20 protein-coding genes are annotated in these 23,239 nt (G+C 40.9%); 2 read left to right on the plus strand and 18 right to left on the minus strand.

Going from position 1 to position 23,239, the window contains the following annotated elements; translation table 11 throughout:
- Nucleotides 1–5 precede the first annotated feature (5 nt).
- From CYG50_RS02620 to CYG50_RS02705, 18 genes are all read right to left on the minus strand, one after another.
- A complete protein-coding gene (locus tag CYG50_RS02620; RefSeq protein ID WP_102139508.1) occupies nt 6–2,495 on the minus strand; it encodes a fimbria/pilus outer membrane usher protein in 2,490 nt (829 codons plus the stop codon).
- Nucleotides 2,496–2,529: 34 nt separating this feature from the next.
- Complete coding sequence (locus CYG50_RS02625) at nt 2,530–3,099, minus strand: fimbrial protein (RefSeq protein ID WP_102139507.1); 570 nt, start codon at nt 3,097–3,099, stop codon at nt 2,530–2,532.
- Nucleotides 3,100–3,141: 42 nt separating this feature from the next.
- The gene (locus CYG50_RS02630; protein ID WP_102139506.1) at nt 3,142–3,693 is read right to left on the minus strand and encodes a fimbrial protein; all 552 of its coding nucleotides are present in this window, start codon (nt 3,691–3,693) and stop codon (nt 3,142–3,144) included.
- Between the two features lie 401 nt (nt 3,694–4,094).
- Nucleotides 4,095–4,577 (minus strand): FidL-like protein, encoded by a 483-nt coding sequence (locus CYG50_RS02635; protein WP_102139505.1) that lies wholly within the window; start codon nt 4,575–4,577, stop codon nt 4,095–4,097.
- The gene (locus tag CYG50_RS02640) at nt 4,567–5,385 is read right to left on the minus strand and encodes a winged helix-turn-helix domain-containing protein (RefSeq protein ID WP_102139504.1); all 819 of its coding nucleotides are present in this window, start codon (nt 5,383–5,385) and stop codon (nt 4,567–4,569) included. The genes CYG50_RS02635 and CYG50_RS02640 overlap by 11 nt, the downstream gene beginning before the upstream one ends.
- A 353-nt stretch (nt 5,386–5,738) precedes the next feature.
- Entirely contained in the window at nt 5,739–6,257 is a 519-nt protein-coding gene (hpaC, locus tag CYG50_RS02645; protein ID WP_102139503.1) for a 4-hydroxyphenylacetate 3-monooxygenase, reductase component, read from the minus strand.
- Between the two features lie 19 nt (nt 6,258–6,276).
- Nucleotides 6,277–7,839 carry a 4-hydroxyphenylacetate 3-monooxygenase, oxygenase component gene (gene hpaB, locus CYG50_RS02650; RefSeq protein ID WP_004905326.1) on the minus strand — a complete coding sequence of 521 codons (1,563 nt, stop codon included), beginning with the start codon at nt 7,837–7,839 and terminating at the stop codon, nt 6,277–6,279.
- A 522-nt stretch (nt 7,840–8,361) separates the two neighbouring features.
- Complete coding sequence (gene hpaA, locus CYG50_RS02655; RefSeq protein ID WP_102139502.1) at nt 8,362–9,252, minus strand: 4-hydroxyphenylacetate catabolism regulatory protein HpaA; 891 nt, start codon at nt 9,250–9,252, stop codon at nt 8,362–8,364.
- Nucleotides 9,253–9,528: 276 nt separating this feature from the next.
- Entirely contained in the window at nt 9,529–10,896 is a 1,368-nt protein-coding gene (gene hpaX / locus CYG50_RS02660; RefSeq protein WP_102139501.1) for a 4-hydroxyphenylacetate permease, read from the minus strand.
- Between the two features lie 163 nt (nt 10,897–11,059).
- Nucleotides 11,060–11,866: a 4-hydroxy-2-oxoheptanedioate aldolase gene (gene hpaI / locus CYG50_RS02665; protein WP_102139500.1), complete on the minus strand. Its 807-nt coding sequence runs from the start codon at nt 11,864–11,866 to the stop codon at nt 11,060–11,062.
- Nucleotides 11,867–11,876: 10 nt separating this feature from the next.
- Nucleotides 11,877–12,680 carry a 2-oxo-hept-4-ene-1,7-dioate hydratase gene (gene hpaH, locus CYG50_RS02670; RefSeq protein WP_102139499.1) on the minus strand — a complete coding sequence of 268 codons (804 nt, stop codon included), beginning with the start codon at nt 12,678–12,680 and terminating at the stop codon, nt 11,877–11,879.
- Between the two features lie 120 nt (nt 12,681–12,800).
- A complete protein-coding gene (locus CYG50_RS02675; RefSeq protein WP_102139498.1) occupies nt 12,801–14,264 on the minus strand; it encodes an NAD-dependent succinate-semialdehyde dehydrogenase in 1,464 nt (487 codons plus the stop codon).
- Nucleotides 14,261–15,487: a Bcr/CflA family multidrug efflux MFS transporter gene (locus CYG50_RS02680; protein WP_102139497.1), complete on the minus strand. Its 1,227-nt coding sequence runs from the start codon at nt 15,485–15,487 to the stop codon at nt 14,261–14,263. Before CYG50_RS02680 ends, CYG50_RS02675 begins: the two co-directional genes overlap by 4 nt.
- A gap of 70 nt (nt 15,488–15,557) precedes the next feature.
- Entirely contained in the window at nt 15,558–15,941 is a 384-nt protein-coding gene (locus CYG50_RS02685) for a 5-carboxymethyl-2-hydroxymuconate Delta-isomerase (protein WP_102139496.1), read from the minus strand.
- 9 nt (nt 15,942–15,950) lie between these two features.
- On the minus strand, nt 15,951–16,832 hold the full coding sequence (gene hpaD, locus CYG50_RS02690; RefSeq protein WP_102139495.1) for a 3,4-dihydroxyphenylacetate 2,3-dioxygenase: 882 nt from the start codon (nt 16,830–16,832) through the stop codon (nt 15,951–15,953).
- 248 nt (nt 16,833–17,080) lie between these two features.
- Entirely contained in the window at nt 17,081–18,547 is a 1,467-nt protein-coding gene (hpaE, locus tag CYG50_RS02695; protein ID WP_004905295.1) for a 5-carboxymethyl-2-hydroxymuconate semialdehyde dehydrogenase, read from the minus strand.
- Nucleotides 18,547–19,314, minus strand: a complete 768-nt coding sequence (locus CYG50_RS02700) for a fumarylacetoacetate hydrolase family protein (RefSeq protein WP_102139534.1) — start codon at nt 19,312–19,314, stop codon at nt 18,547–18,549. The genes hpaE and CYG50_RS02700 overlap by 1 nt, the downstream gene beginning before the upstream one ends.
- An 11-nt stretch (nt 19,315–19,325) precedes the next feature.
- Nucleotides 19,326–19,955, minus strand: coding sequence for a fumarylacetoacetate hydrolase family protein (locus tag CYG50_RS02705; protein WP_102139494.1), 630 nt, complete (start codon nt 19,953–19,955; stop codon nt 19,326–19,328).
- 430 nt (nt 19,956–20,385) lie between these two features.
- On the opposite strand from CYG50_RS02705, the gene hpaR reads away from it, so the two are divergent.
- Both hpaR and CYG50_RS02715 read left to right on the plus strand, forming a co-directional pair.
- Nucleotides 20,386–20,841 carry a homoprotocatechuate degradation operon regulator HpaR gene (hpaR, locus tag CYG50_RS02710; protein WP_102139493.1) on the plus strand — a complete coding sequence of 152 codons (456 nt, stop codon included), beginning with the start codon at nt 20,386–20,388 and terminating at the stop codon, nt 20,839–20,841.
- A gap of 705 nt (nt 20,842–21,546) precedes the next feature.
- Nucleotides 21,547–23,220, plus strand: coding sequence for a ShlB/FhaC/HecB family hemolysin secretion/activation protein (locus tag CYG50_RS02715; RefSeq protein ID WP_168222824.1), 1,674 nt, complete (start codon nt 21,547–21,549; stop codon nt 23,218–23,220).
- Nucleotides 23,221–23,239: the final 19 nt, after the last annotated feature.

Here is a 23,239-nt window from a genome sequence, read left to right on the forward strand (position 1 = left end):
TCTTATTAACGGCAAATAATAGTTGGGTAAATCTCCTGAGGATTAATCACGTCAGGCACATGGGCACTACACTGGTGTTTATTTCCCCAATAGAGGTTGAGTAAGTCTTTAGGTTGGATACCAACAATCCACGTAATACCTTGTTCACCAACAATTCCGAGTTCAATATTGTTGCTATTACGTACGCTAGCGCCAAAAGGTGGATAAGTGTCATTAGCCAACTTTAAGCGAGCAAACGTTTTTTCACCTTGAATAACATTGAGGCGACGATATCCGATTGCCCCACGAGTCAAAGTCGCATCGGTGACAGTCTCCAATGCCTCAACATCTTTTGGTAATTTACTGGTATTAATTGATGCGCTGGTTTTCCGATAACTACTCACATTTGGCAATACAGCGAGTCCAAACTGATTAGTTTGATAAACGCCACCACTCAGAGGAACGTTAGCTGCTCCAGGTGTTTCTACAACGAGTCGAGTACCACCATAAGCGGCTTGGTGCATGGCAATACCTTCTTTAATTAAGGTAATTCCACCATTAATTGATCCCCCAACACTGTGATATTCGTTCGGGACATAACTTGCGTTTCCTGAAATTGAGGCATAAGGAAGATTTTGGTTTAAATAACCACTAAAGCTGGTTTGGTCATCTTGATGACTTCCTGTTTGATAACCGACATTTAAGTTATAATTGCGCTGCTCACTATATCCGCTATAGCCGATATTATGTGTTGAGCTGTGTTGGCCATTTTGGTTTCGGGTATAACCTTCAGAAAAGCTGACGCTACTCCCTTGACTTAAAGGAATAGTGAAATATAAGCTGAGCGCATCATCTTGATATCCCGCTCTTTTTGAACGAGTTGCAGACGCTGTCAGGTTAATATTTTTGAGCCCAATAGTCGCCCAATTTAAAAGAGTACTTAGGTATAAGCTGTATTGTTCTTCTGTTTCACTATTCCAATAAGTATTATATTGATAGTTTCCACCCAATGAGAAATCATCAAAATATTTATTAATATTAACTTGATAGCTTTCTTTTTGAGCTTGACTTTCATTACCTGTACGTCGTTCATCCAACGTTTGTTGCAAAGAGCGATAGGTTTCATCAGAGAAACGATACCCTGCGAATGTAATGTCGGTTCTGGCTTCATCAAATGATTTTGAATAACTAAGTCGATAACTTCGGCCAGTTAATGTTTTATCAAGTAATTGAGCATGTGACTGAGTCGCATCGAACGAAAGGCTACCGAATGAAAATAGGTCACGGCCAAAGCCAGCTGAAAATGCCTGATAATTTTTTGATAAAACGGATCCCCCATAGATAGACCAAAGGTTATTTAACCCGTAAGAGAGTTCTCCCGACGCAGTTAAATCACCTTCGAGCTGGCGGCCATTAAAACGTGGTTTACCCGCTGCAAATTTATAGCGGATTTGCCCTGGTCTCGTTAAATAGGGTAATGCTGCAGTGGTAATGCTAAATTGTTGCTCTTCACCATTTTCTTCTCGCACCGTCACATCTAATGTTCCACGAATGGAACTATCTAGTGTCTGGATACGAAAGGGGCCAGCAGGTACGGTTGTTTCTAAAACTATACGGTTATGGCTTTTGACAATGACTGTGGCATTAGTTTGAGCAATACCAATAATCTCTGGGGCATAACCCGTTAATTTAGGGGGCATCATATTTTCATCGGTTTCAAGAGATACCCCGGTGTACTGCCAAGAATCAAAAATAGCAGAATAAAAGTAGTTCTCACCTAACGTTAAAATAGACGCAATAGATTTTATTGAGCGATATGCAAATAATCGGCTAAATGTGGCATCACTATATTGGTTTTCGAAACTTCCTGTCGATTTTCGGTAGTTTGCTTGGTAATCACCGCGTAAACGCCATGCACCAAAATTAAGCCCTGTTGTTCCGTTAGCAGAAAGGTACGATTCTCGTGAACCTGAATTTCTACGCGTTAAAGAACCTGTTAGGTTGTAATCTAATAAAAACCCATTTACACCTTCTTCCCAACGTGAAGGAGGAACCCAACTTGGATCAGTATATTCTAAATAGCTTTGTGGAATTAAAATAGATAGCGTTAATGTCGATAAATCTACATTTAATGAAGCACCTTCAAGCGGAGATAAATCAAGGCATTTATCCTCATCACGATATTTAATTAATTTAATTGCGTCTGGAGTAAGCCCTAAACGATCAAGAATATTAAAAGGAACACAAACGGTATCGAATAAATTATTATTTTGGGATTGTGGCGCTATCACAGTGATATCTTGCGCACTACCCATACTCTCATTATTGACTTTGAGGGTTAAATGATAAATACCAGGCATGATAAATCCAGCCTGAGAAAATTGGCTAAAGTCAATATTTTGAGTGTCTTCCGTATCTAACATATCGGTATTAAATTCGACAGCATAGGCTAACGAAGAGATTGAAGATACAAAAGAAGTCACAATGATGTAAGAGTAAATATTAAATTTAACCATGATTTTTTCATCAAATTAATTATGAGTTTATTTACTAGTCGTAAGTAACGTTGAATTTAATTGTGGTAAAGTAATCACCAGGTGTAATTTCGTTATTACTTGCACCCAATTCTGTTTCATATTTTAAAAAGCTCTCTTTACTTTTTTTATCAAAATAAATGTAGTTATTAGAAATGGAATAGAGCTTATTTGGGATTAATAAATTATTGTTAATATCGTATATATATAGAACAACCCCAGGCTTCGGGCCTGATAGTTTTATTGCATTAGAATACGTATCTTGTGGTGCAAAAAAACGAATTTTAATACCTTTATGATTACTGCTGTCATACTCACTAATACAGTTATTTAATTTTATATAGAAAGGTTTTCGCATTAACTTTTCATCTTCTATATTATTTATACTATAATTAGAAATATAATCGTAATTTATATATTGATATTGACTATCAGTTTCAATTGAACAAGGTGCCGCAACGATATAACCCTGCATTACTGTTTCGCCTCGAAGACCATCTTGAATATGTCCAAGGTTAGAGCTAGTCGCATTAGAGTTAATCGAGTTAAATAATAAGGCAATCCATAGATAAGTATTTTTTTTCATAATGAGCCTTTTATGGGGAGAGAATTCTCTCCCCTAAAAAAATTACTCGTATGTGATTTTAAAATCAGCAATAGAACTAAATTCACCTTCGGTAACGGGTGTTGTGCCATCAACACGTTTAGCTAATGCAGTAAATTCTAAAACGTTTTCACCTTGTTTATTACGAATTTGATTCATAACAGATTTGGCTTCATCAAATTTGAAATCTTTGATTTGAATACCGATGTTTGAAGCTGTACCAGTAGTACCTAAGAATTCTTTATTAGTACCGACATAGTTTTTACCACCAAAGGTAATTTTAATATCTTTAACAGCAATCCACTTACCTTCAGTGTCTTTGCTAAATTCATCAAAGTTACATTCTTTTAATTTAATTGCGATATCTTTTTCTGCTGCATTACCCGCTTCTAAAGATGCACGAGAAAGTTGACCGAATGGAACTTCTTGTTTTGTACTTTCTGATTCAATATTACATGGCGCATTAACAACTTGGCCGCTGAAATGTAATTCACCACTATTACCACTAGCAAAGATAGAGGTTGAAATGGCTGAAGTAGCGAATAAAACAGCAATAGAAAGTTTATTTAATTTCATATCTTACATCCTTAAAAATAAGTAAATATTTGATCCCTAGTGAGCCTTTATATAAGTACTGGCATAGGAATAAAGTTCAGTATCCATCAATGGATTTTCAAATGTCCTAATCACAGAACGCTTAACATAATCGTTTTTAGCGTGGGTCATTTCGACGGAGGAAACTTTATCCTTCCTAGGTGTAAAATGGAATAAAATTCTTTTATTTTAATTGAATTAAAAATTATAATTTGTTGACTGGCTTTTTTTAATGCTTATTAATATTTTTATGCTAGTTTGATGGTCTGTAAAATGTTTAATGCTTGTTCCTTTAAGGTGTTTTAAGGTTGAAGGTGTTTAGAAATAAAAAAAATGCATCAAAATATCAATATTTGATGCATTTTTTATGGTTTTTTTTAAATTTACAGAGTGCAAATAAAAAGTGGAGAGAAATTTTCTTCAAAAATATAACTTGTATCGGTTAATTTTTTTATTTTTAAAAAATAAAGTTGATTCATTTCAGGGACTCCCCGAATATTGATTTTCTCTTGAGCTTGATCACCTGGGTCTATAAATATATTGTCAACACGTAAAAAAAAATGGTCGCCTAAGTATTCATGTTTCATCAGAAATTTTCGTGAAATAGTATAGTTTTTACCATTGTCATTAATGCTTCCATTCATAATGAATGTGTGCTGATCAGGTTTGTTTTCATTAGGTATAACACTTAGCAAGTAAAATCCTTTTAAGGTGGAACGATGGTCAGAGATATTTATTTTTAAGGTTGTCTGACAATTGGGAATAACAGGGGTATTAATTATGTGATGAACATATAAGCTAATAAAAACCAGAATTGTAGAGATAATGGACAAAGAAAACACTCTTGCGGATAATTTATTTGACATAAAAATTCTCACAGCTCACAGTTGCGCTCTCTTTCGGTACCGTTGGGCAATAGGACAAAAATAGGAAATTGTCATATAAATTTTTATCATTCGCGACGATACCAACATTATAATAAAAAACAGTTGCTGGCTTTTTACAATCAAGGTTTAATTTCGTGAGTTCATTTTGAATTGTCGCAAAGCTGATGGTTGTTGTATCGGGTTTATGGTAACTATTAATGTAGCGGATACTGCATTGATCAATACGACCAACTTCAGGATATTCTGTTCGGCTTGCAAAGAAATAACTTTTAAATAGGTATAATAAGCAAAAAATAATGATAGCTATAAGTGAAATTTCAACATACCGGTTATTCAGCATGTAATTTTTTTTATTTTCGCTTACTTGGGGGGAAGCTCCTTCAGGTACCTTTGATGAAGAGCCTAGTTCAACCCCAGTAGTGAGCAATTCTTTGTCATTATTATCCTTTATTTCCTCACGCCCATTTTCAATTTTCAGGTCAGCAGAAAATTTAATCCCAACTTTAGGAATAGTTGTAATAATTTCACCATCAGAAAAAGAAGACAGGTGACGACGTAGTACAGATACACTGCTATTAAGGTTATTATCAGAGACGACTTGGTTATGTTCCTCCCAAACCCTACGTAATATTGTTTCTCGGTCAACGATGTCATGATTATTTTGCACTAAGACTAGCAACAAACGGTTTAAAGTTGTTGTTAGTTTTAAGGCGTTATTAATATCGTCGGTATATAACAGCCCCTGATGACTATCATAAGTAATATGATCATTAATCAAATAGTTCATTTTAAAATTTTTTATTTATCGTTAAAATATTTGTATTATTTTAGTGTATACCTGTTATTTATAATATGTCAATTAAGCATAATTCGAGTTAAATTAAAATTTGTTTTAAATCAATTGGTTGTGTTTTTGTTTACACTTGTTATGTTTAAAATTCGGTTTTTTGATGTTATTTCTATAATCGTTCAAAACTAGCTAGTTACTTAGAAAATAAGAAGAAAGGAAACATTAATCTGTCAGTATTAAAAAATTTTAATGTTAAACGAAGTATTAAGATGTGGTTTTATCTAAGAAAAAGTATGGATAAAAAAATAGCCTCTTAAAGTCGAGGCTATTTAATCGATATCTGTGAGTCATTAAGCGGTTGGCTCAAGGATTTGGTGCATAATAGGGTGGAATCTACGTTTGAAATAGACTAAGCCATGCCCTTCATCACGGACAATGATTTGTTTCATTTCAACCATATAGACAGAGTGCGTACCCATGTCCTGCACTTGAGTGATTTCGCCTTCAAGGTTGGCAAGGGCATTTTTTAGTAAAGGTTGCTGTAAAATACCGTTATCCCACACATTCCAGCTAAAACGTTCTTCCATCGTGGAACCTTTCATTCCAGCAAAATGGCACGCTAACTCTTCTTGGTCATGACTCAGCACGTTCACGCACAGGCGGCCATTCTTTTGAAATACCGCATTCATAGCGCTATTGCGGTTAACACAGACCATCAAAGTGGGTGGCGTATCTGTAACTGAACAGACTGCGGTGGCTGTAATTCCACAGCGACCCTCAGTCCCATCCGTGGTGACGATATTGACTGCTGCACCAAGACTTGCCATCGCATCTCTGAAACGCAGGCGATGTTCATTTTCTAAAGACATTTTGACCTCCTGCTGCCGATTATTTCAGCAGCGAATCTAACTGATTAATATCATTGTTGTTATGCAGGTGTGGACGTTTCCATCCGTGTTGATCGTAGTCTGATAAACAGCGATCAACCATATCTGTCATGGCTTTCATATTGCCAGAACCGTATGCATGACGCAGACATTGCAGACGAATTTCATCTTGGCTTCCTGCGTAGTTAATTTCATACAGTTCGTGGCGGCCACCAAATTCACTACCGATTGCATCCCACATGAGTTTAAGGATCTTAATACGTTCAACGTGATCCATACCATTAGAGCCGCGAACATATTTAGCTAAATACTTATCAATTTCTGGATTATTCATATCACGAACGCTTGATGGTAGGTAAATCAGGCCACTTGTCACGTTACTTTCAATGATATTCTTGATTTTGGTGTAAGCCATTGGTGCCATAACACGGTAAGTTTGGATGGCTTGAGTATCTGGTAGATAAGCACCGCCTTCCCATGCTTGCGCTTCAGAGGTCATTGCATCGGTTAATGACCAGAACAGATTACGCCATGCAACCACTTCACCGAGATCGGCTTGTACACCACGGAAATCAATAACACCTGTACATTCTAAACTTTTTTGTAACAATCCGGTAATGAAGTCTAATTTAACCGCTAAGCGGACACAAGCTTGTAATGGGAATAAACGCGCAAACCCACCTTGTACGGCCCAATTACGAGCGCGGTCAAAGTCACGGTAGATCAGGACGTTTTCCCATGGAATTAACACATGATCCATCACCAAGATGGCATCATTTTCATCGAAACGGCTTGAAAGCGGGTAATCAAATGGTGCGCCTGTTGCGCCAGCCACTAATTCATAAGATGCACGTGAGATTAATTTCACACCGTCGGCATCCATTGGTGCAACAAACATCAGTGCAAAATCTGGGTTATCACCCATCACTTGTGCAGAACCAAAACCGATAAAGTTATAGTGTGTTAATGCGGAGTTGGTCGCAACGACTTTTGCACCACTGACGATAATACCCGCATCCGTTTCTTTTTCGAGTTTGATATAAACATCTTTGACTTCATCAGCTGGCTTATGGCGGTCGATTGGCGGGTTAACAATCGCATGGTTAAAGTAAAGGCCGCTCTCTTGAATGCGTTTATACCAGTGACGCGCGTTGTCTGCAAATTGACCATAGTATTCTGGGTTAGCACCTAAACAGCTGGCGAATGCCGCCTTATAGTCTGGAGTGCGTCCCATCCATCCGTAGCTCTGGCGTGACCAATCTGCGATAGCGTCACGTTGTTGGCGCAGTTCATCGGCACTTTTAGCGAAGCGGAAGAATTTGTGAGTGTATCCACCGTTGCCTGTGTCGGTGTTCCAGCAAAGTTGGTCATGAGTCGTTTTATCATGAAGCGCATCATATAATTGTCCTATAGAAGCGGCTGAATTACGAAAAGCAGGGTGAGTGGTGACGTCTTTTACGCGCTCGCCATAAATATAGATTTCGCGGCCATCTTGTAAGCTTTTTAAATATTCTTGGCCATTAAAAGGGCGTTTAGCATCGGAACGAAAATCTTCTGGTTTCATGTCTACCTCGTTATCTCACAATGAGGGCTTGCATTGATAGGGCACAAAGGCTGCAAGCTAAATATGTTAATTTTATGTTTGTTTTGTGTTTCTTAATTGAATCGCTTTACGAGGGAGTTTTAAAGAGACATTCTAAAGGTTTACTGGTACTTTTCGTTGAAAGTTGTTTTTTGTGAAAGAAATGTGATCATCTCGATGTTTTGATATTAACGTAATGCTTTTGTTGTATCGTAATCTATTGATTATCATTTAATAATTCACTTATTTTTATATTAATGTTAATTATTATTCTAGTATATTATTGTTCTTTTTTTGATCTCCTTGTTCACTTTTAGTTAAGCGTTATCGGCATTTTTACAAAGTTAAAACAAAATTTATAAAACATCAAAATGTTTTTAAAATGTAAAATAATTTGAAGGTGTAATAGTTTGTAGAGATAAGGGAGAAGATGGTTTGATATGCAGATAGAGAAGCTTAATGATTTTTACCTAAAAAATAAGGATAAAATCACTAAGCCTCTCTTTAATGAATGTTTTGTTCTCTCCATAGGCTAGGAGAGCATCCTACTAACCGGTTAAAAAAACGCGCAAAATAGGCGGGGTCTTTGAAACCGAGCTGGTAGGCAATCTCAGAAACGGGGCTATCGGAAAATAACAACATTCGTTTAGCTTCACGCAATATTCTGTCAAAAATTAACCTTTTCGGTGGCCGGTTAGCGAACCGCCGGCACATATCCTTAAGGCGTGATTCTGTGACATCAAGTTTCTTGGCATATTCAGGCACTGCAAGGTGTTCATGATAATGCAAGTCAATGAGCTGATTAAACCGCTGGAATAGACGATGTTCGCCTCTAACCCCTGTTGTTGGGTGTTCATCAAGTGGAATCGAGCGCAGCAGAAACGTAAATAATGCTTGGGCTAAAGAAGCGAGGGCTTGGTCTTTACCTATATAGTTATTAGCCGATTCACGCGCCATCAATGCCCAGTAATGGTTAAAGGTATCGATATCATCAGGTTTATCAGCAACAGATAAACATATAGCCGGAATATCCACTAAATCAGGATTTGCTGGGTATAACGACCCCAGTAATGGCGTAATTAAATCCTGTCGTACGGTGAGTACGTGGCCGTCAGTGTCTTCTTGAGTGAAAAATGCATGCGCAACCGAAGGGGGCGTAAGAATAAATAATGGGGCTTGAACGGAATAGCGGGACTCATCGAGCTGCAAAGTAATATGGCCTGTAACCAAATAGTGCAACTGGAAGAAACCGTCATGGCGATGCGCTTGCATATCGCGACCAAAGAAGGCAGCCATGTTGCCAAAGGTTTGGTAGTGGACGTCGTCAGTGCCTTGGGTTTCGTCGTAGTCTGTACTGATGTCAATATTCGTAATTAAAGTTGAGTTACCCTTCATTCTTCGGCTCGCAGCGTTGTTGGCCTCACAAGCCAACCCTAGTCACATACTTCAGTATGCTCCTAGGGATTAGCTTGCTTGCCGCTTAGCTGCAACTCGAATTGCTCTTCATTCTTTGGCCCGCAGCGTTGTTGGCTTCACACGCTAACCCTAGTCACATACTCGTGTATGCTCCTAGGGATTAGCTTGCTTGCCGCCTAGCTGCAAGCCAAATTATTTTGAGCAATATCCATGGTTATTGAGTTACAGCACTCTAATTTATTAAACCTTACATTTTTAAGGTGTTGCCCTTGGTCTTGAGTTTTTCATTGGAATAACCATGACTAACAGCGCACCGACCACCAGCAGGCCTGCCACAAAATAGAGGCCGGAGTTAAAGCTACCGGTTTGGTCTTTTAACCAACCAATCAACAGTGGGCTGACGGCAGAACCTATATTACCCGTTGCGTTAATAACAGCAATACCGATGGCGCGAGCACGTAAACTGATTGATTGGTCTGGGGTTGTCCAGAACACGGCCATCGCAGTAAATGAACCTGTTGATGCCATGATAATACCAATTAATTGGATGACGGGATGGCTTGTCATCGCAGCGAGGATCCAGCCCGCTGCCGCAAATAAGTAGGGAAGTGCAGTGTGCATTTTCCGTTCTTGTAATCTATCAGAGCGACGACTCCAATAGATCATCCCTAGAATAGTACAAAACTGTGGGATAGCGGTTAATAGCCCAATCATGGCATTACTACTGCCTTCATTGAAGCTTTGCATGATCTGCGGTGTCCAAATATTAATCGCACTTAACGTATTGGTTAAGCAAAAATAAGCGACGGTATACATTAAGATCACAGGGGTAAAAATTTCTTTCCATAAACTTTTGTTCTGTAATGCGGTATGGCTTTTTGACCCCTGTGGCTGGACAAGCTCTAGTTGGTCTTGGTCCATCATTTCTTGTAATGTATCTTTGTCTTCTTGGGTCAACCATTTTGCTTTTTTTGGTGAATCATCAAGGTAGAACCAAACCAACACACCGAGGATCACCGATGGGAAACCTTCTAACAGGAACAGCCATTGCCAGCCTTTTAGGTTTAAAATGCCATCCATGCCTAAAATGTAGCCCGATGCCAGGGAACCGAATGCCATGGTGACTGGCATCGCAATCATAAATAAGGCATTAGCACGAGCGCGGAAATAGGCCGGGAACCAGTAAGTCAGATAAACTAAAATCCCAGGTAAGAAGCCCGCCTCAGCGATACCCACTAACATCCGTAGGACGTATAAGCTCGTAGGCCCTGTGGCAAACATGGTGGCTGTAGAAGCGATACCCCAAAGCACCATGATGGTGGCTATCCAGCGGCGAGCCCCAACAATCCCCAACATGATGTTACTTGGAATACCAAAAATCACGTAAGTGGCATAGAACAAGGTAGCCGCTAGGCCAAACATGGTGGACGTTAGGCCGATGTCTTTCCCCATGGTTAAGCCCGCAAAGCCAATATTAATACGGTCTAAGAAGGAAAAAACAAATAGCACAAATAAAAATACAATCAGACGTTTAAATAATTTATTAATCACCCGCTGCTGCGGTTCGGTTAAATTTTTATGTTGTTCAGCAGGGTTAGTGCTTGCAAGTTGTTGATTACTCATATTGTAGGGCCCTCAATTCTTTCTTTTGCAGATTATTATAGGTACAAGGGACGAGTAGGCAGCCATGGTGCTGTCTGCCCAATGTTGCGATATTGATTTCTTATTTATCTAATTAAGTTATTTGTCTGTAGGGTTAAAATTAACTTATTTAGAGATAGTTTAATTAATAAACGCTTGGTGTACTTGAAGTCACCTCAGAGACGGTTTTACCAAATTTTGCTGCTAGCGCTTCTGCGGTACGAGCCAGTAGCGTGGTATCAACCCCGACGGCAACAAATAGTGCGCCGAGTTTCAGATAATGTTCAGCAACATCTGGGGCTGCCATCAAAATACCGGGTGCCAAGCCGGCTTCACGAATTTGTACAATCGCTTTTTCTATCGCGGCTTTGACTTCTGGGTGGTTAGGGTTCCCTGAAAAGCCCATATCCGCACTAAGATCCGCAGGGCCGATAAATACACCATCGACGCCTTCAACCTTTAAGATCTCAGGAAGATTATTCATGGCTTCTCGGGTTTCAACCTGCACTATCACGCACATTTCATCATTGGCACGGGTTAAATAATTAGGTACTCGGTTCCAACGAGAAGCACGAGCTAAAGCACTGCCGACACCACGGATTCCGGCTGGCGGGTAACGCGTTGCACGTACTGCTTGTTTGGCTTGCTCTGCATTTTGTACCATCGGTAGCAAAAGGGTTTGTGCACCAATATCCAGTAATTGCTTAATGATCACCGGATCATTCCACGGTGGGCGTACCACGGGCTGTGACGGATAAGGGGCGATAGCTTGTAATTGAGATAATGTCGTTTGCACATTATTTGGTGCATGTTCACCATCAATTAATAACCAGTCAAAGCCTGCACCAGCAAGTAATTCAGCACTATATGGGCTGCATAAGCCAAGCCATAAACCAATTTGCGGCTGCCCACTTTTTAGCGCTTTTTTAAATTTATTTTCTAAAATATCCATACCATTTTCCTTACACGAAGCGGCAGCTAATTGAACCCATATTGCCGTAATCAACGTGGAACACATCACCTTTACGAGCAGGAACAGGGCGTGTAAATGAGCCACCTAAGATAATTTGGCCTGGCTCAAGTTGTACATTATGCGGTGCTAATTTATTTGCTAACCATGCTACGCCATTCGCTGGGTGATTGAGCACAGCAGCGGCTACGCCCGATTCTTCAATGACGCCATTACGATAGAGTAGGGCGCTAATCCAACGCATATCCAAATCGCGAGGTTTAATTGGGCGACCACCTAAGATTACCGCGCCATTTGCTGCGTTATCTGAAATGGTATCGAACACTTTACGTGGGCGATTGGTTTCAGGGTCAACGTTGTGACAGCGTGCATCAATCAGCTCAAGCGCTGGGATCACATAGTCAGTTGCGTTATAGACATCAAAGATGGTGCAATTTGGCCCACTTAATGGCTTTGCGAGTACGAAGGCTAATTCAACTTCAATACGTGGCACGATAAAGCGGTCTGTTGGAATATCACAGCCATCATCAAAAAACATATCGTCAAGAAGCGCACCGTAATCAGGTTCATCAATTTGTGAACTTGCCTGCATGGCTTTGGATGTTAGCCCAATTTTATGGCCTTTTAGCACACGTCCTTCAGCAATTTTCACGCCAACCCACTCTTTTTGGATAGCGTAAGCATCGTCGATCGTCATTTCTGGGTGATCGAGTGAGATCTGACGGATTTGCTCACGTGATTTTTCAGCCTGATTTAGGCGTTGCGCGATTTGCGAGATTACATCTTTTTGTAACATGCTGTTAATACTCCTATTCACCTATTCTATTTCGAGAGCAGCGCTGCACTAAAGCGCTTTGCTGCCACTCGAACTATTCAAGGTGTAAATTGAATGCGTACCCAGCGGTACTCAATTTAACTAATTAGAAAGACCACCAAAGCAGAGGTATTTCACTTCCAAGTAATCTTCGATTCCGTAGCGTGAACCTTCACGCCCCAGACCAGACTGCTTAATGCCACCAAATGGGGCCACTTCATTTGAGATAATGCCTTCGTTAATACCGACCATGCCGCTTTCTAGAGCTTCTGCGACGCGGTAGATACGACCGATATCTTTTGAATAGAAATAGGATGCCAAGCCAAATTCAGTGTCATTGGCAAGATCAATTGCTTCTTGCTCATCACGGAATTTAAATAATGGCGCGAGTGGGCCGAATGTTTCTTCTTTGGCCACTTTCATAGCCTCAGTGACGCCAGTGATAACGGTCGGTTCAAAGAACAAGCCGCCTAAGTGCGCAGGTTTACCACCTGCAATCACTTTTGCACCATGGGAAACAGCATCAGCAATATGTTCAGTGACTTTATCCACTGCAGCTTGGTTAATCAGAGGGCCTTGCTGGGAGTCTGCTTGTGTGGCAGGGCCGATTTTCAGTTCATTCACGGCTTTTGCTAAACGAGCCGCAAATTCATCGTAAACGCCTTCTTGGACTAAGATACGGTTAGCACACACACAGGTTTGCCCACTATTGCGGAATTTAGCCGTTAACGCACCTTGTACAGCGGCATCTAAATCGGCATCATCAAACACGATAAATGGCGCGTTACCACCGAGTTCCAGAGACATCTTTTTCACTGTATTGGCGCACTGTTCCATCAGCAACTTACCGACTCGAGTTGAACCCGTAAAGGTGAGTTTGCGTACCACAGGGCTGGAGGTCATTACGCCACCAATGGCCTGTGCATCTGTACCCGGAACGATATTGAACACACCCGCAGGAATACCCGCTTCTTCTCCTAATACTGCTAATGCTAATGCGGATAATGGTGTCTCTGCTGCGGGTTTTAACACCATGGTACAGCCGGCAGCAAGGGCTGGGCCGACTTTGCGGGTGATCATGGCATTTGGAAAGTTCCATGGCGTGATAGCAGCAACCACACCGACAGGTTGTTTAATGGTGACAAGGCGACGTCCCGGCAGAGGTGATGGGATGGTTTCCCCATATATACGTTTACCTTCTTCAGCAAACCACTCAATAAAGCTGGCACCGTAGGCAATTTCGCCCATCGATTCAGTGATTGACTTACCTTGTTCAGCACTGAGTAACTCAGCCAATTCTTTTTGGTTGTCCATCATTAAACGGAACCACTTGTTTAAAATTTGGCTGCGCTCTTTGGCGGTTTTAGCACGCCATGCTGGGAGCGCTTTTTCTGCGGCCTCAATAGCTTGTTGAGTTTCTAACGCACCAACATTGCTGACGTTAGCGATAACCTCGTTATTTGCTGGGTTAGTGACCTCAAACACACTTTTATTTTGGGCATCAACCCATTGGCCGTTGATATAAGCTTGTTGGCGAAATAATGTAGAATTGGTATTTATGCTCATTTTTCGTTGTTCTCCGAAGACACTGATTGGACTTGTGGGCGGATATTTTTAGCTGATAGCTGTTGGCTAGCAAAACTTAACCCGGCACAAAGCGCCATAACAAGTGCCATAGCGAATGGGGATTCATCTTGTAATACAGAAACTGCAACGCTGGCGATAGCCGCTAAGGCAAACTGAATAGAAATCGCAAGTGCACTGGCACTTCCTGCAATTTTCCCGCGATGTTGCAGTAATAGTGACAAACTGTTGGTGCCGATAGCATTGACCATCGATAAGAACAGCACGACTAGAATAACAATTATGGGCAAACTTTGTTGGTAAAATATGAGTAACAGCAGACCAAATGCCAATTGAAACCCACTTTGCATAGTCAGTATGCGCGTTAAACTATAGGTTTTTAGCAATTTAACGTTCAACAACAGCATGACGATCATCCCCAGGATGTTACAACCGAACAGCAAACCATAATGTTGTTCAGAAACACCGAAATAATTGATATACACAAACGGTGAACCACTGATAAAGGCAAACATACCGGCAAAAGAGAATGCCATGGTGCCAATAATACTCAGTGCTTCTCGGTCTGTGAGCACCTGCGCATAATTCTTGAAGGCGACACAAAGGATATTTTCAGAACCACGCTGGTGGGTTAGCGTTTCAGGGAGCAAGAAAAAAATCGCACACACCGAAGCTAAGCCAATCAACGCTAATAAGTAAAAAATCACTTGCCACTGAAAATGAACAAGTAAAAAACCACCTAAAAGTGGTGCCAGTAGCGGGGCTATCATGGTCACCAGTGTCATTAATGACAGTACTTTAGGTAGCTCATGGGCAGGATAAACATCCCTTGCAATCGCCCTAGCCATAACAATGGCGGCACCACTGCCAAATGCTTGCAATGCTCTAAAAATAATTAAGGTATTTGCATCAGTAGCTTGAGCGCATAGCAGGCTTGCCACCGTAAAGATGACTAGGCCACTTAGCAGCATTTTACGACGGCCGAGTAAATCACTTAATGGCCCGTAAAATAGCATTCCCACACAGAAACCGGCAAAAAAAGCGCCAAGGGTGTACTGCATTTGCCCTTGAGTGGCGTGTAATGCAGTTCCCATTTGAGGAAGGGCAGGAAGGTACATATCGATAGACAATGGACCGAATGCCACTAATGACCCCAGTAATGGGATCAAGTAGTGCGGTATGTGTTTATCGAAATTTTTAACCATCTTGCCCTCTCAATAAAACGTTAAATAAAGATTTAAACTATTAACCTTTAAGCTATTAACCTTTAAGCTGTTAACTTTTAAACAAGGCATGAACATTGTTTTGCTTATAATTTAATACGGGATCAAGCTCTTCCATGGTAAAAGACAGCGCCAGATAGCGTTTTGCCATTAAATCGGCAAAGTGGGCTTTGATCAGGTCGAAGATCATCTCCCCCGTTTTTTGCCTATCTTCAAGAGAGCGTCCGGCACCAATTTTTAGCGTCATATGCACAAATGCATAATCGTGTTTGCCATCAGCCATTTGCCAAGTATCTAGCCAAATAGCACGGCTACGAATACCGCCTAATGGAAAAATACCAGTAGCAGCAAGGGATTCATTCACTTGTGCAAACAGCTCTGGAAGTTTCGCTTCTTCACGGATATTCTCTGTACATTCTGCATAAAAATGAGGCATAACAGTTCCTTATGCGTTGGCAGCTTGTTTATCAGTGATATAGTTTGGAAGTGGGAACACGGCATTAATTTGCCCTGTGCCTGAGCTGGCAAACAAGTCAGTTAAAACTTCCACTTTCTCAGCGTATTTATCCCAACCTAACATGCCTAACAACATCACTGTGTCGTGCATATGGCCTTCGCCATAGCAGTAGTCGGCATATTCAGGTAGCATTTTGCAGAACTCTTCAAAGCGGCCTTCACGCCAAAGTTTGACGACGCGTTTATCCATCTGCTCATCAAATTCACGAGTGTAGCTATTCATACCGTCTTCGGCTTTTTGGTCATCAATAAAGCGGTGTGATAATGAACCACTCGCTAATACAGCGACTGTGCCATCGTATTTTTCAATCGCAGTCAGTACGGCTTCACCTAATTTGCGGCTGTCTTCAAAACTGTGAGACGTACAGAATGCTGAAATTGAGATAACTTTAAAGTGACGGTCGCTATTCATATAGCGCATAGGGACTAACGTGGCGTATTCGAGGGTTAAGCTTGGAATTTCATGGGCTTGAGCACGAACGCCTAATTTACGTGCTTCTTCCCCAATCATTTGGCCTAATACGGAGTTCCCATCATATTCATATTCCATATCACGAATAAAATGTGGGAGTTCATTACTGGTGTAAATACCTTTGAAGTGGTCAGCACAATTAATGTGATAAGCACTATTAACTAACCAGTGTGTATCAAAAACAATAATGGTATCAACGCCTAATTCACGGCAACGACGGCTGATTTCTTTGTGTCCATCGATAGCGGCTTGGCGACATCCATGGTTTTTACCTGGTAGTTCTGATAGGTACATGGATGGGACGTGTGTTATTTTTGCAGCGAGTGCCAACTTACCCATTTCATCCTCTCTTACCCGTTATATTTTGAGCTGTAGCGGTGTTGGCCGCACAAAACCACCCTAATCACATACTCATGTATGCTCATAGGGATGATTTCGCTTGCCGCCTAGCTACAACTCAAACTATTTAGGGTAAGGAACGAGTTTACCTATAATTTGTTGTAGCTATTATTTATCATGAATCATTTACAGTTCAAATTTTCATGGGTATCTAATTGATAAATAAAATAAAATAAAAAATTGATGAATCATACACCCCAGCGAGGGATGTTGTGGTCTCCGTAGGAGATACACACGTTTTTCATTTCTGCAAACACTTCGAAGCTGTATTCACCACCTTCACGGCCAACACCCGAAGCTTTCACGCCACCGAATGGTTGACGTAGGTCACGCACGTTTTGGGTGTTAACAAACACCATTCCTGCTTCGATACTGCGAGAAAGGCGTAAGATCTTGCTGACATCTTGCGTCCAAATATACGAAGCAAGACCGTATTCAATATCATTTGCCATGCGTAAACCGTCTTCTTCAGATTTAAACGGAATTAAACAAGCTACAGGCCCAAAGATCTCTTCTTGGGCGACACGCATACGGTTATCGACATCAGCCAGTACGGTAGGGCGTAAGAAATTACCACCTTTCAGGTGATCAGGTAGATCGGTCGGTTTGTCTGGTCCACCCGCTAACAAGGTTGCGCCTTCTTCCATACCTAAGCGAATGTAACCCGAAACTTTGTTCCAGTGCTGTTGGCTGATCAATGCACCCACTTGGGTTTTTGGATCGTTCGGGTCACCGACGATCAAGCGGTTTGCACGTTCCGCAAAGCGTTTAACAAACTCAGGGTAAATGCTTTCTTGAATGAAAATACGTGAGCCCGCAGTACAGCGTTCGCCATTAATGGAGAAAATAGTGAACAGAGCGGCATCGAGTGCACGTTCAATGTCCGCATCTTCAAAGACTAATACAGGTGATTTACCCCCTAATTCCATGGAGTATTTTTTCAAGCCTGCATTTTGCATAATGGTGCGGCCAGTGGCCGTGCCCCCAGTAAAGGAAACCGCACGGACATCATGGTGTTTGACTAAAGCATCACCAGCAGTGCTACCATAGCCTTGAACCACGTTCAAAACGCCCGCAGGAATACCGGCTTCTAGAGCCAGTTCACCAAGGCGATTCGCTGATAATGGTGATAACTCAGACATTTTCAGCACCGCAGTATTACCCAGAGCTAAACAAGGGGCGGTTTTCCATGTTGCGGTCATAAATGGCACGTTCCATGGGGAAATCAGCGCACAGACACCCACAGGTTGAACCAAGGTGTAGTTCATCATCTTGTCATCAACAGGGTAAGTGCGGCCATTCATTTGCTGGCAAATTTCGGCAAAGAATTCAAAGTTATGTGAAGCACGTGGGATCAACACATTTTTAGTTTGGTGAATAGGCAAACCGGTGTCTTTGGTTTCCATTTCTGCAATTTGCGGGACATTTTCGTCGATCAATTCACCAAGGCGACGCATTAAGCGAGCACGCTCTTTCATTGGGGTATTGGCCCACTTTGGAAATGCGTCCTTTGCTGCGGCAACAGCTTGGTTGATTTCGTCTTGTCCACCCGCTGCGACTTCAGCTAATACTTCGCCAGTTGCAGGGTTGGTGGTTTCAAAATAGTCTTTGCTAGCAACGTTTTTACCGTTGATCCAATGATTAATCTTAGTCATTACACACGTTCCTCATACTCTTTTTCGCTGATAATGGTGTTGACCAATCTGCCAACGCCTTCAACTTCAACAATGACTTCGTCACCCGGTACGACATCAGACAACCCTTTTGGTGTCCCTGTCGCAATCATGTCTCCCGGTTGCAGTGTCATAAAGTCACTGAGGTAAGCAATTAAAAATGGAATATCAAAAATGAGATCGGCAGTGGTGCCTTTTTGACGTAATTCACCATTAACATAGGTGTATAAAGCCAAATTATGGGGATCTTTAACGGCGTCTTTATCGATAATCCAAGGGCCAATCGGTGTTAAGGTATCGCGGCTCTTAACTCGTAAATTTGGGCGATAATAGTTCTCTAAATAGTCACGGATCGCATAGTCATTACACACGGTGTAGCCTGCGACATAATCCATGGCATCTTCTCTTGAGACCTTATGAGCCGTTTTTCCAATCACCACCACTAATTCAGACTCATAATGCATATATTCAACATTATCAGGGCGAACAGAAAATTGGCGGTGACCCGTTAAGCTGCTTTCCGCTTTTAAGAAAATCAGCGGTTCTTCAGGTGGCTTAAATTCTAACTCTGCGGCGTGGTCGGCATAGTTCAAACCAAGGGCAAATAACGTCCCTTGAGCAGGAGGCAGCCATGTAACATCAGGAGAATCACCCGCGATCACATCCCCATTAGGTAATGTAATGGCTTCGTTATCACCAACAGTGACGGAATATTCAGTGCCTTTAAAAAGGATTTTGGCGCGTTTTATCATCGTAGACATTATTTTCCTCCTGCTGCCACAACGGTATTTTTCAGGCTAGGAAAGCCTTCCGCTTGGATAACCACTTCATCACCGGGTTTGATGGTGACACGTTGCTGTGGTGTGCCGAGTAGGATCACATCCCCTTGCTTTAAGGTGGCAAAGTCACTTAATGCAGCCACTAACTCGCTAGCATCGCGGATCAGATCTTTTGTTGACCAGCGATCCGCTTCTTTGCCATTCACTAGAGTGATGATATCAACAGGAGTATTCAGTGAAGTTGCTACCATTTCACCGATTGGGCAGAAAGTATCACGGCATTTGGCTTTAATCGCAGGACGATAAAATGTGTCTTCTGGCAAGCTCACTTCATTTGCCAATGCAAACCCAGCAATAAATTGATGTGCATCTTCTTTGCTGACTTTACGTGCATTTTTGCCGATTACCAAAGCAAGCGTAGCGCCACTTTGCACTTCTTCACCTGCGGGATGCAAAATTTGCTCGCCTGAATTGATACGCGTATTACGCGGCTTAATAAACCACACTGGGGTTTTCGGCGGGGTTTTATAAGGGGCTTGCTGGAATGCCTCGAGCCAATGGCTAAGCTGGCTTTGATGATTGAGGGCAACGGCAAATACAGTGCCTTTCATTGACAACTCCTTAATGAAAAGAATTCAACTTTCGAGTAATTATTAACATATTAATAAAGTATATTTTTTGAATTAGCAATAGGTTTATGAAAATGTTAATTTTAATTGTGATCTCATTAACACAATTAAGTTACCTTTCTGTAAGATGCTGTTATAAAAGAATTTATTATTTTTTCAATTTTTTTTGATTTACAAAAAATTAACTTTAAAGTTGGATTTTAAATTATTTACTCATTAATATTTTAGGGTTTTTCTTTGAGATTGTTATTTGGGCGTGCTACTCTTAATTAAGGCAAATTGGTGATGTGGAAATTCATGGTGATAACCAAAGGTTTCACTAAAGCATTGGGCCAATAAAGCAATGTGGCAGCCGCCATAAAATACCTAAATTGGGCTAAATAACGTTAATTAAGTGGTGAGTTTTAAGCTTATGCATGAATCATTGACAATTGCATTATTGCAGGCAAGAGAAACCGCAATGGGTTTTTTCCGGCCGATATTAAAGTCGTATAATTTGACTGAACAGCAATGGCGTATCATTCGCGTTTTAGCTGATAAGCGTTCAATTGATTTTCATGAATTATCAGTCCAAACCTGTATTCTGCGCCCAAGTTTAACGGGGATCTTAACCCGTATGGAGCGTGAAGGTTTAATTTTCCGCTTAAAACCGTTGAATGATCAGCGAAAATTATATGTCTCTTTGACTCCTGCGGGGCAAGAGTTGTATGACAAAGCACGGCAGGAAGTGGAAGAAGGTTATCAAAAAATCGAGCAGGCTTTTTCGCCAGAGAAAATGCAGCAATTGACCGCACTGTTGGATGAGTTAATCGCTTTAGAGAGCCCAGATTATAGTAATATCGCTGCTGATAAGAGAAAGAGCGCCTAAATTTTCGTCATATTTCGAGCTCTAGTTGTGTTGGCTTCTTTCGGCTATTTGGGTCACATACTTGTGTATGCTCCCCAAACTATCCTCAATTGCCGCCTTGCTAGAGTTCGAACTATTTAGAAATTTAATTATTGGTCATATTTCGGTTATTTGGGTCACATACTGATGTATGCTCCCCAAACTATCCTCAATTGCCGCCTTGCTAGAGTTCGAGCTATTTAGAAATTTAATTATTGGTCATATTTCGGTTATTTGGATTACATACGACTGTATGCTCATCTGGCTATCTTCAATTGCCACCTTCCTACAATTCGAATTATTTTAAATATAGTTATTACTTAAATAATTCACTTTTCCGTTTAGATTCACTGAAGTTGAACTTCACTTATATTTATTAGTTGAGTAGTCAATCCCTCACTGTCATATCTTATTTGTAATAGTGAAATTATTTATAGGTTGCTTGTGACAAATTCTTCAGAAAAATCATTCCCAATAAAATCAAATGATTGATTTTCAGTGCATAGAGCCAATGATTGTTATCAATTGCAGTTTTGTCGAATTAATAAACTTAAAAAATACAAAAAAACACATTAAAAATGAAAGTATTAATTTTTAGTCATGGTGGATTTTTTTTATCTAAAAACAGTTAATGAGAATAAGTTACATTACGGTAAATTTACTGTTCGTAACGAAAATTTAGATAACATGACAAAATATCAAATTATGTGGCGTTTATTATACTTATCGTTGTTTATGATTTCGCCCTATGGCTACACAGAAAATCAACTACTCCCCTCTGCACAGGAAAGTGTTCAATTTGAACAGAAACAACGGTTAGAGTCAGAGTTAATCCAACGTAATCGATTGGAAAAACAAAGCACTATTTCCATTGAAGATGCATTGCCATCTCCTTCCCAAAATGAAATATGTTTCCTTATCAGTGAGATCCAATTTGTCGGTGCCACACAGCTTACGACTAAAACTCAAACTCAGTTAACCTCATCTTATTTAAAACGCTGCCTCACACTGAGTGAAATACAAAAGCTCACCAAGCATGTAACTAATTACTATATGGAACAAGGGTTTATTACCTCTCAAGCCATCATTCCTGAGCAAGATTTATCCTCACATCAATTGTTATTACAAGTGATTGAAGGGCATGTTGAAACTATCGAGATTGAAAATTCCCCTGAGCGTTTAGTTCATCAAATATTTCCTTATCAACAAGGCAAAATATTAAATCTACGGCATATTGAACAAGGGTTGGAGCAACTCAACCGGTTATCGTCCGCTAAGTACACTATCGATATCCAACCAGGAAGCCAAAATGGCTACTCTCGGGTTATTATTCATCAACAAGGGAAAAAATGGCCTATCACGAGCCAGTTGAATCTCGATAACTCGGGTATGGAGGCAACGGGAAAACAGCTGCTTACCGGCGGTTTAACGGTAGATTCCCCATTAGGGTTTGGTGAGCAGTGGTCAGTCTCGGGCAATACCGATATGGATGGAAGTGTATCCCACCATAACCGTTATATCGTTGCGAATGTGAATGTGCCTTATGGTTATTGGTCATACCGTTACCAATTTTACCGTAACAGTACGTTACAACCGTTTTATGCATCGGGGCAGCAATATCGTTATGAAGGCAAAAATACCAATCAGCAGCTTGATATCAGCCGCTTAATTTATCGCGATGGGAAGCAACGGCTTACACTGCAAAGTAGCTTAAAACATAAAAATGCCAACACCCAGTTAGCTTCCCAAACCTTGAGTATCAGCAGCCCAACTTTAACCTCGCTCTCATTTACCCCGCAGTACAGCACCACGCTTGGACAAGGTTACTTCACGTTTAACCCTGCCGCTGAATGGGGAATATCCGCCTTTGGCGCCTCACCGGATACCCTCGCGAAAGATTCACCGCGCAGCCATTACCGCAAATTCAGTCTAAGCAGCAGTTATCAGTATTTTTTCTCTAATGGTTTGACCTATTTAACCTCATTTTACGGCCAATATTCGCCCGATAATTTATACGGTATTGAACGCATAAGTATTGGAGGCCAGTACTCTGTCCGTGGCTACCACGAGCAGTCTTTAAGTGGTAACCGAGGCGGATATTGGCGTAATGAAATTAATAAAGACATCGCCAATACGGCAATTGGGCAACTGCGTTTTATCGGGGCTTTAGATTACGGGTTTATTGCCTCAGATAAATACCACGTTGAACATGACACCCTAGCGGGGGGAGCCGTTGGTCTCTCTTTTACAGGCAATAGCCTAATTTATTCTCAGTTTCTACTCAGTAAGCCTTTGCATTATCCCTCACAACTTAAACCAGACAATTGGTCGGCTTATTGGTCGGTCTCATTTTCTCTGTAGCTTTACGTTTTTAAAGGAT

This window comes from Providencia huaxiensis (genome assembly GCF_002843235.3).
Lineage (GTDB): Bacteria > Pseudomonadota > Gammaproteobacteria > Enterobacterales > Enterobacteriaceae > Providencia > Providencia huaxiensis.